This window comes from Streptomyces sp. DG2A-72 (genome assembly GCF_030499575.1).
Taxonomy (GTDB): Bacteria; Actinomycetota; Actinomycetes; order Streptomycetales; family Streptomycetaceae; genus Streptomyces.
In genome coordinates, this window is the sequence record NZ_JASTLC010000001.1 from 5,194,307 (window position 1) to 5,208,228 (window position 13,922).

The 13,922-nt window shown below is 69.1% G+C and carries 12 protein-coding genes and 1 pseudogene; 7 read left to right on the plus strand and 6 right to left on the minus strand.

The annotated features are described in order from the left end of the window. Positions 1 to 22: 22 nt before the first annotated feature. Both QQY66_RS24745 and QQY66_RS24750 read right to left on the minus strand, forming a co-directional pair. On the minus strand, positions 23 to 1,849 hold the full coding sequence (locus QQY66_RS24745; protein ID WP_301982510.1) for an acyl-CoA dehydrogenase: 1,827 nt from the start codon (positions 1,847 to 1,849) through the stop codon (positions 23 to 25). A 127-nt stretch (positions 1,850 to 1,976) separates the two neighbouring features. Further along, entirely contained in the window at positions 1,977 to 2,813 is an 837-nt protein-coding gene (locus tag QQY66_RS24750) for an intradiol ring-cleavage dioxygenase (protein ID WP_301982511.1), read from the minus strand. A gap of 112 nt (positions 2,814 to 2,925) precedes the next feature. Here QQY66_RS24750 and QQY66_RS24755 point away from each other — a divergent pair, with 112 nt between their 5' ends. From QQY66_RS24755 to QQY66_RS24765, 3 genes are all read left to right on the plus strand, one after another. Beyond that, positions 2,926 to 3,390, plus strand: a complete 465-nt coding sequence (locus QQY66_RS24755; protein ID WP_301982512.1) for an SseB family protein — start codon at positions 2,926 to 2,928, stop codon at positions 3,388 to 3,390. Positions 3,391 to 3,888: 498 nt separating this feature from the next. Next, positions 3,889 to 4,866, plus strand: a complete 978-nt coding sequence (locus QQY66_RS24760) for a pirin family protein (RefSeq protein WP_301982513.1) — start codon at positions 3,889 to 3,891, stop codon at positions 4,864 to 4,866. A gap of 87 nt (positions 4,867 to 4,953) precedes the next feature. After that, entirely contained in the window at positions 4,954 to 6,000 is a 1,047-nt protein-coding gene (locus QQY66_RS24765; protein WP_301982514.1) for an AI-2E family transporter, read from the plus strand. Between the two features lie 9 nt (positions 6,001 to 6,009). Here the strand turns inward: QQY66_RS24765 and QQY66_RS24770 are convergent, their stop codons facing one another. Next, positions 6,010 to 8,127, minus strand: a complete 2,118-nt coding sequence (locus tag QQY66_RS24770) for a SpoIIE family protein phosphatase (protein ID WP_301982515.1) — start codon at positions 8,125 to 8,127, stop codon at positions 6,010 to 6,012. A gap of 164 nt (positions 8,128 to 8,291) precedes the next feature. Between QQY66_RS24770 and aspS the strand changes: the two genes are divergently transcribed. Both aspS and QQY66_RS24780 read left to right on the plus strand, forming a co-directional pair. Then, a complete protein-coding gene (aspS, locus tag QQY66_RS24775) occupies positions 8,292 to 10,055 on the plus strand; it encodes an aspartate--tRNA ligase (RefSeq protein WP_301982516.1) in 1,764 nt (587 codons plus the stop codon). A 94-nt stretch (positions 10,056 to 10,149) separates the two neighbouring features. Beyond that, the gene (locus QQY66_RS24780; protein WP_301982517.1) at positions 10,150 to 10,605 is read left to right on the plus strand and encodes a hypothetical protein; all 456 of its coding nucleotides are present in this window, start codon (positions 10,150 to 10,152) and stop codon (positions 10,603 to 10,605) included. An 87-nt stretch (positions 10,606 to 10,692) separates the two neighbouring features. Here the strand turns inward: QQY66_RS24780 and QQY66_RS24785 are convergent, their stop codons facing one another. From QQY66_RS24785 to QQY66_RS24795, 3 genes are all read right to left on the minus strand, one after another. Next, positions 10,693 to 12,123 (minus strand): FG-GAP-like repeat-containing protein, encoded by a 1,431-nt coding sequence (locus QQY66_RS24785; RefSeq protein WP_301982518.1) that lies wholly within the window; start codon positions 12,121 to 12,123, stop codon positions 10,693 to 10,695. 109 nt (positions 12,124 to 12,232) lie between these two features. Beyond that, positions 12,233 to 12,598 carry a PH domain-containing protein gene (locus QQY66_RS24790; protein WP_301982519.1) on the minus strand — a complete coding sequence of 122 codons (366 nt, stop codon included), beginning with the start codon at positions 12,596 to 12,598 and terminating at the stop codon, positions 12,233 to 12,235. Between the two features lie 78 nt (positions 12,599 to 12,676). Then, complete coding sequence (locus tag QQY66_RS24795) at positions 12,677 to 13,153, minus strand: hypothetical protein (protein WP_301982520.1); 477 nt, start codon at positions 13,151 to 13,153, stop codon at positions 12,677 to 12,679. Between the two features lie 130 nt (positions 13,154 to 13,283). Here QQY66_RS24795 and QQY66_RS24800 point away from each other — a divergent pair. Next, a pseudogene (locus QQY66_RS24800) lies at positions 13,284 to 13,463 on the plus strand (hypothetical protein); the annotation flags it as partial. A 13-nt stretch (positions 13,464 to 13,476) separates the two neighbouring features. Next, the gene (locus QQY66_RS24805) at positions 13,477 to 13,728 is read left to right on the plus strand and encodes a hypothetical protein (RefSeq protein ID WP_301982521.1); all 252 of its coding nucleotides are present in this window, start codon (positions 13,477 to 13,479) and stop codon (positions 13,726 to 13,728) included. Positions 13,729 to 13,922: the final 194 nt, after the last annotated feature.

Sequence of the window (13,922 nt, forward strand, 5' to 3'; positions counted from 1 at the left end):
TCGCACAAGCGGGTCAGAGCCTTCAGAAAGCGGCCTCGTCCAGCTCCATCAGATCCAGGTCGACGCCTTCCGCGAGCTTGCGCGCGCCGGTGACGCCGGGCAGGACGTTGGCCGCGAAGAACTTCGCCGCCGCAATTTTGCCGGTGTAGAACGCCTTGTCCTTTGCGGACGCGTTCGGCAGCTTCTCGGCGGCGACCGCGGCGCCCTTGAGGAGCAGATAGCCGACGACGACGTCACCGGAGGCCATCAGCAGGCGGGTGGTGTTCAGGCCCACCTTGTAGATGTTCTTGACGTCCTGCTCGGTGGCCGCGAGGTCGGTCAGCATGAGGCCGACGATGGCCTCCAGCTCGACGGCGGCCTTGGCCAGGTGCTCGCGGGCGCCCGCCAGCTCCTCGCCGCCGGTGCCGACGGCCAGGAACTTCTTGATGTCCTCGGCGAGGGAGTTCAGCGCGGCGCCCTGGTTGCGGACGATCTTCCGGAAGAAGAAGTCCTGGCCCTGGATCGCCGTGGTGCCCTCGTAGAGGGTGTCGATCTTGGAGTCGCGGATGTACTGCTCGATCGGGTACTCCTGCAGGAAGCCGGAGCCGCCGAAGGTCTGCAGCGACTGGGCGAGCTGCTCGTAGCCCTTCTCGGAGCCGTAGCCCTTGACGATCGGCAGGAGCAGGTCGTTCAGCGCGTGCTCGGTCTTGGCGTCCTCGCCGGCGGCTTCCTTCACGGCGATCGAGTCCTGCACGGAGGCCGTGTAGAGGACCAGCGCGCGCATGCCCTCGGCGTACGCCTTCTGCGTCATCAGCGAGCGGCGGACGTCCGGGTGGTGCGTGACGGTGACCTTGGGCGCGGCCTTGTCCATGAACTTCGCCAGGTCCGGGCCCTGGACGCGCTCCTTGGCGTACTCCAGGGCGTTGAGGTAGCCCGTCGACAGCGTGGAGATCGCCTTCGTGCCGACCATCATCCGCGCGAACTCGATGATGCGGAACATCTGGCGGATGCCGTCGTGCTTGTCGCCGATCAGCCAGCCCTTGGCGGGGTGCTGGTCGCCGAAGGTCATCTCGCAGGTGTTGGAGGCCTTCAGGCCCATCTTGTGCTCGACGTTGGTGGCGTAGACGCCGTTGCGCTCGCCCAGCTCGCCGGTCTCGAAGTCGAAGAGGTGCTTCGGGACGAGGAAGAGGGACAGGCCCTTGGTGCCGGGGCCGGCACCCTCGGGACGCGCCAGCACGTAGTGAAGGATGTTCTCCTCCATGTCGTGCTCACCGGAGGTGATGAAGCGCTTCACGCCCTCGATGTGCCAGGAGCCGTCCTCCTGCTGGATCGCCTTGGTACGCCCGGCGCCGACGTCCGAACCCGCGTCGGGCTCGGTCAGCACCATGGTGGAGCCCCAGGTCCGCTCGACCGCGATCTGGGCGATCTGCTTCTGGACGTCGTTGCCCTCGTCGAAGAGGATTCCGGCGAAGGCCGGACCGGAGGAGTACATCCACACGGCCGGGTTGGCGCCCAGGATCAGCTCCGCGTACGACCAGATCAGCGACGGGGGAGCAGTGGTGCCACCGATCTCCTCGGGCAGGCCGAGCCGCCAGTACTCGGAGTCCATGAACGCCTTGTAGCTCTTCTTGAAGGACGCGGGCACCGGCGCCGTGTGGGTCTCCGGGTCGAAGACCGGCGGGTTGCGGTCGGCGTCCGCGAAGGACTCCGCCAGGTCGTTCTCCGCGAGGCGGGTCATCTCGTCGAGGATGGATTTCGCGGTCTCGACGTCCATCTCCTCGAACGGGCCCGTGCCGTACAGCTTGTCGCGCCCGAGTACTTCGAAGAGGTTGAACTCGATGTCGCGCAGATTCGACTTGTAGTGCCCCATGGCGACTGGCTCCGTAGAGATCGGCGAGGCACTGGATCCTCGCGCTCGTTCACATACCAACAAGTAGCTACGATGATGCTACCCGTCGGTAATAAGACGCAACCCCGATCCGGTCATCTGTGACAGGTCACACCGGAACCGTCAGAGTCGCCGTGTATCCCTTCGCCACACTGCCCTCGACCGCCGCCAGCTGCTGGTCGTAGCCGTCGCTGAAGATGCTGTCCGACTCCAGGGAGAGCTGGCCGAGGTTCTGCACACTCTGGCTGTAACCGTCCGTCGCGTACACCGTGTCGCAGACGTCCTTCGGGAACGCGAGCTGCGAAGTGTTCGTGATGGAGGTGGCGGCCGTGGCGTCCTCCAGGCTGCCGTAGACCTCGAAGTGGATGTGCGGCCAGCGGCCCGTGTAGCAGGCCGGAAAGATGCTCTTGAACGTGACCTGGCCCTTGTCGTCGGTCTCCTGGACGCCGCGCAGATAGTTCTCCTCGGTGACGCCCTCCGAGTACAGGGAATACCGGCCCTCCCGGTCGCACTGCCAGACATAGACCGCAGCCCCCGCCTTGGGCGTCCCGCAGCCGGAGGCGGCGTCCACGACCGTGAGCGTGACGGTCAGGGGCACGCCCTCGGCGGTGCCGCCGGCGGAGTCGCCGAAGCTCTTCGTGATGTCGCTGCGGACGACCCCGCTCTCCTTGAGGACGTTCACGCCGTTGGAGCCGTCGCCGGGGAAGGGGCCCGCGGTCTCCTCCGGCACGGTCGCGCACTCCGCGGGGGCAGAAGCGCTCCCGGAAGAAGCGCTGCCGGAGGAGGCGGCCGTCGGTGTCTCCCCCTCGGAGCTGCAGCCCACCAGCGGTATCAGTCCCGCCCCCGCCATCAGCCGGATCATCCGCCGGCGGGCGAGGACGGGGAGGTCGTAGGAGAGTCCCCGGTCGTGCTCGTGGATCTCGTCGTCATGATGGTGTCCGCCCATGGCCGAAACCTAAGCGCGTCTCCCCGCGGAACGACAGGGTTCCGCGCCTGTCAACACCCTGTCGGTTCCGTACCGGCCCGCCCGGCCCCCCGCTCTCGGTACGCTTGCGCTCATGTACGGCTACGACCAGAACGCCGGTGCCCAGCAGGGCTACGTCCCGCCGCAGCAGCCCATGCCCGGCGGGTACGGCCAGCAGCCGCCGCTGTACCCCGAGCCGTCCCCGCCCTCGGTCGCGGACGCGGTGCGGGCCTTCACCACCGGGCAGATGTCCGCGGAGGACTTCCAGCAGGTCTTCGCCACGTCGAAGGTCTACTGCCCGCGCGGTGACAACCCCGGCTTCCTCGCCCTGCACAACACCCAGCAGCCGGTGATCCCGATGTTCACCTCGCTGAAGGAGCTGCGCCGGTACGCGGGCAAGGAGTCCAAGTACTTCGTGATCACCGGCGCCGAGGTGATCGACCTGCTGCCGACCGGGTACGGCTTCGTCCTGGACATGGAGGGCGAGCACCGGATGGTGTTCGACGCGAAGGCGGTCGAGCAGATGGTGGAGTTCGCGATGCGGCGGATGTACGGCTAGACGCCACCCGTCGGCCGGAAACCCCCGCCGCGAAATCTCCACTCGATTGTCACAGCCATGCCATAGAGTGGGCCCCTGGCAGCCGCGCCCCGCACGTCACCGCTTCGGCGGTTCGCGTCCGGATGCCGCGCGGCGCTCTCAGCTCCCGGCGACCCCGGGATTCCTCGTGGGGGTTTCATCACTGTGCGCATGCGCAGCACCTCGGCCGCGACGGCATTCGCGGTCCTCTTCAGCTCGGTGGCGCTGAGCGTCGCCGCGGCCGGTACCGCGTCGGCCGAGTCCGCCAGGCGCCAAGCTCGCGGTCACCCGCACCGACCTCGTCCGGCGACACCGTGAACTCGACGACGTACGGGGCCTGGAAGTACCTGTACTTCAGCGACTGACGCGGGCTGCGGCCCGCACGGCGAAGCCCGGAGGGAATGTCCTTCGGGCTTTCGTCGTTCCGGGTGGCAGGAAGTTCAATGCTCAACTAAACTGGCCGCACAAGGAGGTACCGACATGCCTGCAGTGACCGTCGAGAACCCGCTGACCCTGCCCCGCGTGGCCGCGCCGGCCGACGCCGTGGCACGTCCCGTGCTCGCTGTCACGACCGCGCCGAGCGGTTTCGAGGGCGAGGGCTTCCCGGTGCGCCGGGCGTTCGCCGGGATCAACTACCGCCACCTCGACCCGTTCATCATGATGGACCAGATGGGCGAGGTGGACTACGCGCCGGGTGAGCCCAAGGGCACCCCCTGGCACCCGCACCGCGGCTTCGAGACCGTCACCTACATCATCGACGGGATCTTCGACCACCAGGACTCCAACGGCGGTGGCGGCACCATCACCAACGGCGACACCCAGTGGATGACCGCGGGCGCCGGTCTGCTGCACATCGAGGCCCCGCCGGAGCACCTGGTGGTGTCCGGCGGTCTCTTCCACGGCCTCCAGCTGTGGGTGAACCTCCCGGCCAAGGACAAGATGATGCCCCCGCGCTACCAGGACATCCGCGGCGGCAACGTCCAGCTGCTCACCTCCCCCGACGGCGGCGCACTGCTGCGCGTCATCGCCGGTGAGCTGGACGGCCACGCCGGTCCTGGCATCACGCACACGCCGATCACGATGATCCACGCGACGCTGGCGCCGGGCGCGGAGATCACCCTGCCCTGGCGCGAGGACTTCAACGGGCTGGCGTACGTGCTGGCGGGCAAGGGCGCGGTGGGCCCCGAGCGCCGACCGGTCCAGCTGGGCCAGACCGCCGTCTTCGGCGCGGGCTCCGCGCTGACCGTCCGCGCGGACGAGCAGCAGGACTCGCACACGCCGGACCTGGAGGTCGTCCTCCTCGGCGGGCAGCCCATCCGTGAGCCCATGGCCCACTACGGGCCCTTCGTGATGAACACCCGCGAAGAACTCCAGCAGGCCTTCGAGGACTTCCAGAAGGGCCGGCTCGGGACCATCCCGGCCGTGCACGGCATGACCGAAGAGGGCCCTGACGCCTGACCGAGCAGGCCCCGACGCCTGACGCTCCGTCACCCGGGCGGGCTGTCCGCACAGGACAGCCCGCCCTGTGCGTGATCCGCTGGACGCGTGCAGCTGCTCCCCGACCCCGTGCGCCGGTTCGCCGCCTGGTGTGCCGTCATTCTGCTGACGGCGGGTGTGGTCTACGTCGGGATCCGGCTGGCCGTGGAGTTCCGTACGGCCGTCGTGCCGGTGCTGCTGGCGCTGCTCGGGACCGCGCTGCTCGGGCCGATGCACCGGCGGCTGGTGAAGGCGCGGGTCAACCGGTCCATCGCCGCCGCGGTGACCTGCGTCGCGGTCGTGGCCGTCGTCGGCGGGGCCGTGTACATCGTGGTCGCCGCGCTCATCGACACCGGGGACCAGATCGTCGCCTCGCTGAAGCAGGCGGCCGAGTCGCTCGCCGAGCACTTCGGGGCGGCCGGGACCTCGCTGGACGACGTCGCGTCCAACGCGAAGGAACTGCTCGCCAAGTTCGGCGGGACCGCCGCGTCCGGTGTGATCAGCGGGGTCAGTGTGGTGGGCGAGGCGATCGCCATGGCCGTACTGGCGCTGCTGCTCGTCTTCTTCTTTCTGCGGGACTCCGACAAGGCCGCGGACACGGTGCACGCCGTCGTGCCGGGCGGGGCCGCCGACACCGTCGAGGCCATGGCGCGGCGGGCCTTCGAGGCGGTCGAGGGGTTCATGCGCGGGACGACCTTCATCGCGCTGATCGACGCTCTGTGCATCACGGTCGGACTGCTGGTCCTGGACGTGCCGGGCGCGGTGGGGCTGGGCGCCCTCGTCTTCGTCGGCGCCTACATCCCCTACCTCGGCGCCTTCCTCTCCGGCGCCGTCGCCGTGCTGGTGGCGCTGGCCGACCGCGGGTTCGTCATCGCGCTGTGGGCGCTGGGCGTCGTGCTCGCCGTGCAGGTGCTGGAGGGGCATGTCCTCCAGCCGGTGATCCAGAGCCGGACCGTGCAGATGCACCCGGCGCTGGTGATGGTGGCGATCACCGCGGGTGCGTCCGTGGCCGGCGTCCTCGGGATGCTGCTGGCGGTACCGCTGACCGCGGCGGCCTTCGGGGTCGTCCAGGAACTGCGGACGCGGTACGGGAGTGCCGAGCCGTCGGATGCGTAGGGGCCGGCGCTACTCCGCCGCGCCCTCCTCCTCGTACAGCTCGAACCAGATGCTCTTGCCCTCGCCCCGCGGATCCACGCCCCACGCGTTCGCCAGCAGCTCGATGAGCATCAACCCGCGTCCGGAGGAGGCCAGTTCGCCGGGGCGGCGTTTGTGGGGGAGGTCGTCGCTGGTGTCGGTGACCTCGACATGGAGGCGGCGGATGCCGGCCTCGCCGGTGACCTGGGCGAGGAGGAGGGCGTCGGCGTCGGTGTGGACGAGGACGTTGGTGAGCATCTCGGACAGGAGCAGGACGGCGGAGTCGACCTGGTCGGGGGAGGCCCAGTCGTGGAGGAGTTCGCGGAGTTGCTGGCGGGCGGTGGCGACCCGCTCGGGCTCCGCCTGGGCCACCGAGAGCATGGTGCGCCGTACCGCGCGACGTTCGACGACCGCCGTGTCCTCGCAGCCGCAGCCCTCCCCCTGCCGGCACAGCAGCAGCACCGCGATGTCGTCCTCGCGGCGGTCGGCCAGCGGGCCGGTGGTGTGGTGGGAGGAGGGGCCGTGCACCGCCTGGACCAGGGAGTCGGCGAGTTCCTCCAGGTTGCCCTTGTGTTCTTCGAGGGTGGTGCGGATCCGCAGCCAGCCGGTCTCCAGGTCGTGCCCGCCGGTCTCGATCAGGCCGTCCGTGCAGATCATCATGGTCTCGCCGGGTTCCAGGGTGAACCGGGTCGTCGGGTAGTCGGCGTCCGGGTCGATGCCGAGCGGCAGGCCGCCCGCCGTGGGCCGTGCCATGACCGTGCCGTCCGACATCCGGATCGCCGGGTCGGGGTGCCCGGCGCGGGCGATGTCCAGGGTCCCGGTCACGGGGTCGGCCTCGGCGTACAGGCAGGTCGCGAAGCGCAGGTCGTCGCCGTCCGAGGTGATGCCGTGCAGAAAGCGGGAGGCGCGGGAGAGCACCGCGTCCGGGCGGTGGCCCTCGGAGGCGTACGCCCTGAGCGCTATCCGGAGCTGCCCCATCAGGCCCGCCGCCCGCACATCGTGGCCCTGGACGTCGCCGATGACGAACGCGAACCGGCCGGAGGGCAGCGGGATCATGTCGTACCAGTCGCCGCCCACCTGCAGGCCGCCGCCGGTCGGCACATAGCGTGCGGCGACGCTCATGCCCGGTATCTCGGGGCCGAGCGTGGGCAGCATCGAGCGCTGGAGGCCGTCCGTCAGCTCCCGCTCCGACTCGGCGAGCCCGGCCCGGGACAGGGCCTGCGCGAGCATGCGGGCCACCGTCGTCAGCACGGACCGCTCGTCCGGCGTGAACGCGACGGGATACGTGAAGGCCGCCATCCAGGCGCCCATCGTCCGCCCGGCCACGGTCAGCGGCAGGAACGCCCACGACTGACGGCCGAAGTGCTGGGCCAGCGACCAGGTGACCGGGTAGCGGGACTTGTACTGCTCGGGGGTGGACAGATAGACGGCCCGGCCGGTGCGAACCACCTCCGCCGCCGGGTAGTCGGTGTCCAGCGCCATGTGCGAGAAGGGGCTCTCGTCGCCCCCCTGGTGACCATGGTGGCCGATGATCGTCAGGCGATCGCCCGAGGTCCCGAACACGGCGAGACCGTCCGGTGAGAACCCCGGCATCGACAGCCCGGCCGCGACCCGCAGCACCTCCTCCGTCGACCGCGCCTCGGCCAGCGCCCGGCCCGCGTCCAGCAGGAACGCCTCCCGGGAGCGCCGCCAGTCCCCGGTCACCGTACGGCGCCCCGCGGCGGTACCCGGCGAGGGGTCGGTGACCTCCTGGAGGGAGCCCGTCACCTCGTACGAACGCTTCTCGCGGTCGAAGGACGCGTGGAAGCGGCTGCGACCGACCCGGATGATCTGGCCCCGCTCATCCATGATCCGCACCCGCACCTCGCCGAGCGTGCCCTCGGCGACGGCGAGCTGGATCACTCCGCTGATCTCGTTCCAGTCCACCGGGTGCAGGCGGGCGCGCACCTGGGCCTGGCTGAGGGTGCACTGCTCGGCGGGCAGCCCGAGCAGCCGTGCCGTCTCCGCGTCGACCGTGACCAGCCGTGTGGCGGTGTTCCAGTGCCACAGTCCCGTCGCGAGGGCGGCGAGAACCTCCCCCACGGCCGGCAGGGGCTCACCAGTGCGCATTGCCCCACTGTAGGGAGAGGTGATCGGTGACGGCCACCGAAGCTGTTCATCGTTGAATGGGTGTGAGGCGATTAATGGGTGGGAGGCGATCTTGGGGTGCCCGGTAGGCTTGGTGGAGTTTCACGTGAAACAGCCCCCGATCCGCGAAGACTGGATGAACGACGATGCATCGGTACAGGTCCCACACCTGCGGCGAGCTCCGCGCCTCTGACGTCGGCACCGACGTCCGGCTGAGCGGCTGGCTGCATAATCGGCGCGACCTGGGCGGCATCCTCTTCATCGATCTGCGTGATCACTACGGCATCACCCAGCTGGTCGCCCGGCCGGGCACGCCCGCGTACGACGCCCTGGACAAGCTGTCCAAGGAGTCCACCGTCCGCGTCGACGGCCAGGTCGTCTCCCGCGGCACCGAGAACATCAACCCCGATCTGCCGACCGGCGAGATCGAGGTCGAGGTCTCCGAGGTCGAGCTGCTCGGCGCGGCTGCCCCGCTGCCGTTCACGATCAACACCGAGGACGGGGTCAACGAGGAGCGGCGCCTGGAGTACCGCTTCCTGGACCTGCGCCGCGAGCGTATGCACCGCAACATCCTGCTGCGTACGGCGGTCATCTCGGCGATCCGGCACAAGATGACGGCGCTGGGCTTCAACGAGATGGCGACGCCGATCCTGTCGGCCACCTCCCCCGAGGGCGCCCGCGACTTCGTCGTGCCGTCCCGTCTGCACCCGGGCAGGTTCTACGCCCTCCCCCAGGCGCCGCAGCAGTTCAAGCAGCTGCTGATGATCTCCGGCTTCGACCGCTACTTCCAGATCGCGCCCTGCTTCCGCGACGAGGACGCGCGTGCGGACCGCTCGCCGGGCGAGTTCTACCAGCTCGACATCGAGATGTCCTTCGTCGAGCAGGAGGACGTCTTCCGGCCCGTCGAGAAGCTGATGACGGAGCTGTTCGAGGAGTTCGGGGGCGGCCGCCACGTCACCTCGCCGTTCCCGCGGATCCCGTTCCGCGAGGCGATGCTGAAGTACGGCTCCGACAAGCCGGACCTGCGTGCGCAGCTGGAACTGGTCGACATCACCGACATCTTCGAAGGCTCGGAGTTCAAGGCCTTCGCGGGCAAGCATGTACGGGCCCTGCCGGTGCCGGACGTCTCCGCGCAGCCCCGGAAGTTCTTCGACCAGCTCGGTGACTTCGCCGTCTCGCAGGGCGCCAAGGGCCTGGCGTGGGTGCGGGTCGCCGAAGACGGTTCGCTGACGGGCCCGATCGCGAAGTTCCTGACGGAGGAGAACGTCGCGGAGCTGACGAAGCGCCTGTCGCTGTCGGCCGGCCACGCGGTCTTCTTCGGCGCGGGCGAGTTCGACGAGGTCTCGAAGATCATGGGCGCGGTGCGGGTCGAGGCCGCCAAGCGCGCCGGGCACTTCGAGGAGGACGTCTTCCGCTTCTGCTGGATCGTCGACTTCCCGATGTACGAGAAGGACGAGGAGACCGGCACGATCGACTTCTCGCACAACCCGTTCTCCATGCCGCAGGGTGGTCTGGAGGCCCTCCAGACCCAGGACCCGCTGGACATCCTGGGCTGGCAGTACGACATCGTCTGCAACGGCGTCGAGCTGTCCTCCGGCGCGATCCGGAACCACGAGCCCGAGATCATGCTGAAGGCCTTCGAGATCGCGGGCTACGACCGCGAGACCGTCGAGGAGAAGTTCGCCGGCATGCTGCGCGCCTTCCGCTTCGGCGCCCCGCCGCACGGCGGCATCGCACCGGGCGTCGACCGCATCGTCATGCTGCTGGCCGACGAGCCCAACATCCGCGAGACCATCGCCTTCCCGCTCAACGGCAACGCCCAGGACCTGATGATGGGCGCGCCGACGGAGCTGGAGGAGGCGCGGCTGAAGGAACTGCACCTGTCGGTGCGGAAGCCGCAGCCGAAGTAGGCGTCTGCCCTGAAGGGGCCCGGAACCGGTCACCGGTTCCGGGCCCCTCAGCATCAGGTGACCTGACCTGACCTGACTCGGCACACTGGCCGCGATGGCGAACGCCGGCCAGAGCGGAAAGGGCGCCGCGGCAGCTGCGTCCGCGACCTCCACCTCGGCGGAGGCGTGCTACAAGCTCACCTCCGAAACCACCGAGGGCCCCTACTACCTCGACGCGGACAAGCTCCGGGGTCGCTGCGTCCACATCCACACCACGGTCCACGTGGACGGCGAGTGGACCGACGCCGGTTACGAGGGTGGCACCACGTGCCACACCGGCCAGTTCTTCTTCGACGAGGAGTCCGTCCTCGCCTCTGCCGGGGTCGAGCCGTACTCCACGTCCACGACCGAGCGCACCACGCTCACCGAGGACACCATCTACGACCAGTCCGGCTCGACCGGCGGTCTCCTCAAGCTGAAGTACGACAAGGACAACATCGCCAAGGGCGTCCAGGCCTCCATCACGGTGGGCGTGGACCTGGAGGCGACGAACGAGGGCACGTCGATGTAACTCCGCACGTGCGGACATGAGAGCGCCCGGGACCATCGAGTCCCGGGCGCGTGCTTGGTCATGTGACGCCACGTCAGCACACTCGGTCTAGATCACCCAAAGCAGCCCGTTGCCGCCGAGGAGTGTGCCGTGCTGCTGCGTGAGGCCGATGGACGGTGCCGTGATCACCTTGCTGCCGGTGCCCGTCGGGCGGGTGGAGCCGCCGGGGAGGACGAATTCGGCGCCCGTCGAGTTGTTCTCCCCGGAGGCGCCGACGAAGAGCTCCGGCTTGCCATCCCTGTTGATGTCGCCGGCGGAGACCGCGGTCCCGAAGAAGTCGTCGGTCTCCGAGACGCTGGGGACACCCGAGGTGTCCTGGGTGAAGCTGTACGAGCCGGTGCCGAGGGCGCCCGAGGCGCGGCCGGGGATCACCGTGACCGCACCGGCCCGCTTCGTGCTGCCGACGTTCTCGTACGGTGCGCCGACGACGATGTCCGCCAGCTTGTCCCGGTTGACGTCGGTCACGGCCAAGGCGCCGCCGAAGGCGTCACCCTTCTCGCTCCCGCCAGGCACGCCTGAGGTGTTCTGCGTGATCTGTACCGGTTTCGCGTTGCTCGCGATACCGCTCGCCGAGCCGTACCAGACCAGCACCCGTCCGCCCAACATGCCGTCGGTGCCCGCCACTTCGGGCTCGTCCGGATCGCCGACCACGAGGTCGGCGTAGCCGTCGCCGTTGAGGTCGCCGGTGGCGGAGATGAGCCCGTTGCCCTGCTGGAAGGCATTCTCGTACGCGGGGTTCGTGTAGATCTCGCCGCCGCTGAGCCCGCTCATCCGGACGGTGACGAGTACCCGGTCCGGTGTGGTGTCGCCGTTGAGGTCGCCGAGCGCGACGGATTCCGGGGACGGGGTGTCCTGGTTGAGCGTGGCGGAGCCGAAGGTGCCGGTGCGGCTGAACGATCCGGTGAAGAGTACGGATCCGTCGAGCCCGCCGACCAGCACCCGCGTTTTCGTCCCCGCCCCGCCGCTCAGCGCCGCGAGGTCGACTCCGAAGTGCTCGGGATCGCTGGACGGCGACGGCAGATCGGTGCCACTCGTCAGCCCGCTCCTGCTGCCCCACACCACGGTCACCGCACCCGAGTTGGCACCCTTGGCGGTGTCCTCGTAGGGAGACGAGATCACGAGGTCGGCGTACCCGTCCCGGTTCAGGTCTTCCGTGGCGGTGGCGGCGCCGAACCGGTCGTATGCCTCGGCCGTCCCGGGAATCCCGGTCGTGTTCTGCGTGAGGGTCTTGCGCCGGGCGGTCGCCAGCCCCGATGACGACCCGTACAGCACGACCACGGCCCCGGCCGCCTCCTTGCCCGCCACGTTCGCGCCGGGCGCGGGCAGGACGGCGTCGCGGTAGCCGTCCCCGTTGAAGTCACCCGGAACACCGCCGTGCACGGCGGCCGCCGGACCGACGGGGAGCACCATGCTCCCGACGAGAGCCGCCGCGATCACGGCGGCGGCTCTCCAGCCCCCCTTGGACACACTGCTTCCCATCCCAGCCCCTCCACCCCCGGGCGCACCGTCCGTGCACCCGCATTCCGCCGGAATTGTAAAGCCGGGCCGGTCCGGGTGCCCCACGGCGTTTGAGCTCGAGTGGCTCCCCTTACTTCGCCACGAAGTGGGTGAGGATCGCCTGGACTTCGTAGATGTCGACGCCCTTGGTGAAGGTCTTCTCGATCGGGGTCGGGGAGCCGGAGATCCAGATCTTCAGCTCGGCGTCGAGGTCGAAGGTGCCGGCGGTCTCCACGGCGAAGTGGGTGATGCTGCGGTACGGGACGGAGTGGTACTCCACCTTCTTCCCGGTGATGCCCTGCTTGTCGACCAGGATCAGACGCCGGTCGGTGAGCAGGATGGTGTCGCGGATCAGCATGTACGCGGCGTGCACCTGCTCGTTCTGGCCCAGCAGACGGGCGTAGTCCTGCTGTGCCGTCGCCGGGTCCACGGTGTGCGCGTTGCCGAACAGTGCCATGGATGGAACCCCCCACTCGATTGACCGTGTCGCCCTGTGGTGGACGCGCATGGTGGACCGGGGGTTCCGCGGATGCGCTCAGGTGTCGTACAAGCCGTCCCAAGGCGGGCCGAAACCCAGGTGGTCCGGGTACAACTCGGCCCAGGGCTCGCCCTCGTCGTCTCCGGTGAGCAGGCCGAACAGGACACCGTCTGCGGTGAGTTGGAAGGGGCGGACGGCGATGTCGGTGTAGGTGCGGCGGGGCAGGGCCCTGAGGAGTGTCGCGAGGTGTGCCCGGGCCCGGGCCAGGACCGAGTCCGGGCCGTGCGGGGCGCCCTGCTGCTCGGCCCAGGTGCCCGCACACCAGATCTCCGAGTGGCGGTGGCGCCCCTCGGCGTCGAACAGGTGCAGCGCCGAGTAGAGGCGCTTGTGTTTCTCCCAGTCGTCGTCGGGGCGGAACCCGGCGGGGAAGGCATAGGTGACCGACCCCAGGAACTGTCCGTCCGCGTAGCGACCGATGGCCTCTGTACGGCCGTGCGGCTCGTAGGCGATCGGGATGACCTCAGGCACTGCCATGGCGCAAACCATACGTTTGTCCCGTGGCATTATCGGCTTCCCGCCCATGAGTTGACCATCGGACCACCGAAAAATTCACGGCAGCCTTTTCGATCTCCACAACCACGGATGAGCCGGAAGCCCGTTCACGCTGGTCCGCCCGAAGCACGCGCCCCCACTGTACGTAAGGACTCCTCTACTAGGGTCCGTCTCCGACCCCACGCCGAGGATCATCAAGATCAAGGGCACGATCGACGCGAACACGAACGCCGGGGGCAAGAAGCTGCCCCGTGCCGACTACGCCTCCGGCACGGGGTGCTCGCTCGCCGCCTGTTCACAGGGATGTGAATCCACGCGAGACGACGGTCTACGGCTCCCTCCTCCACGAGGACACCCAGCGCCAGCGAAGAGTCCGGGTGGAACTGCGCCCCAAGGACATCGACAAGGCCACCGAAGCCTGGCGACGCGACTGGGAGGTGGCGGTCACGGGTGACCTCGAACCGCGCGGCACCAGTGGGCGGATGCGCAGGGTGACGGCGTTCGCGGGTGCGGCGGAGGTACTCGTGGGTTTCGATCTCAAGGGCTTCACCGGCTGATTGGAGGCGAGTGGTGTCGTCAGGGCGGGGGAAACCTCGAAGACGACGGAAGGCGTGTAGCGGGAGGTCACGGGTCTGGTGTGAGTGACGACTCGGGTACTCGTGCCGGTCGGTGGCCGATGACCATGGTGTAGATCATCGGACAGGTCCGGTTCCGGCGGGATGCCGGGTTCGGCTGCGCCCGTGATCGACCC

Coding starts and splice junctions, on each gene's coding strand:
- QQY66_RS24745 (WP_301982510.1), bottom strand. CDS start 1,849: ATGGGGCACTACAAGTCGAATCTGCGCGACATCGAGTTCAACCTCTTC.
- QQY66_RS24750 (WP_301982511.1), bottom strand. CDS start 2,813: ATGGGCGGACACCATCATGACGACGAGATCCACGAGCACGACCGGGGA.
- QQY66_RS24755 (WP_301982512.1), top strand. CDS start 2,926: ATGTACGGCTACGACCAGAACGCCGGTGCCCAGCAGGGCTACGTCCCG.
- QQY66_RS24760 (WP_301982513.1), top strand. CDS start 3,889: ATGCCTGCAGTGACCGTCGAGAACCCGCTGACCCTGCCCCGCGTGGCC.
- QQY66_RS24770 (WP_301982515.1), bottom strand. CDS start 8,127: ATGCGCACTGGTGAGCCCCTGCCGGCCGTGGGGGAGGTTCTCGCCGCC.
- aspS (WP_301982516.1), top strand. CDS start 8,292: ATGCATCGGTACAGGTCCCACACCTGCGGCGAGCTCCGCGCCTCTGAC.
- QQY66_RS24780 (WP_301982517.1), top strand. CDS start 10,150: ATGGCGAACGCCGGCCAGAGCGGAAAGGGCGCCGCGGCAGCTGCGTCC.
- QQY66_RS24785 (WP_301982518.1), bottom strand. CDS start 12,123: ATGGGAAGCAGTGTGTCCAAGGGGGGCTGGAGAGCCGCCGCCGTGATC.
- QQY66_RS24790 (WP_301982519.1), bottom strand. CDS start 12,598: ATGGCACTGTTCGGCAACGCGCACACCGTGGACCCGGCGACGGCACAG.
- QQY66_RS24795 (WP_301982520.1), bottom strand. CDS start 13,153: ATGGCAGTGCCTGAGGTCATCCCGATCGCCTACGAGCCGCACGGCCGT.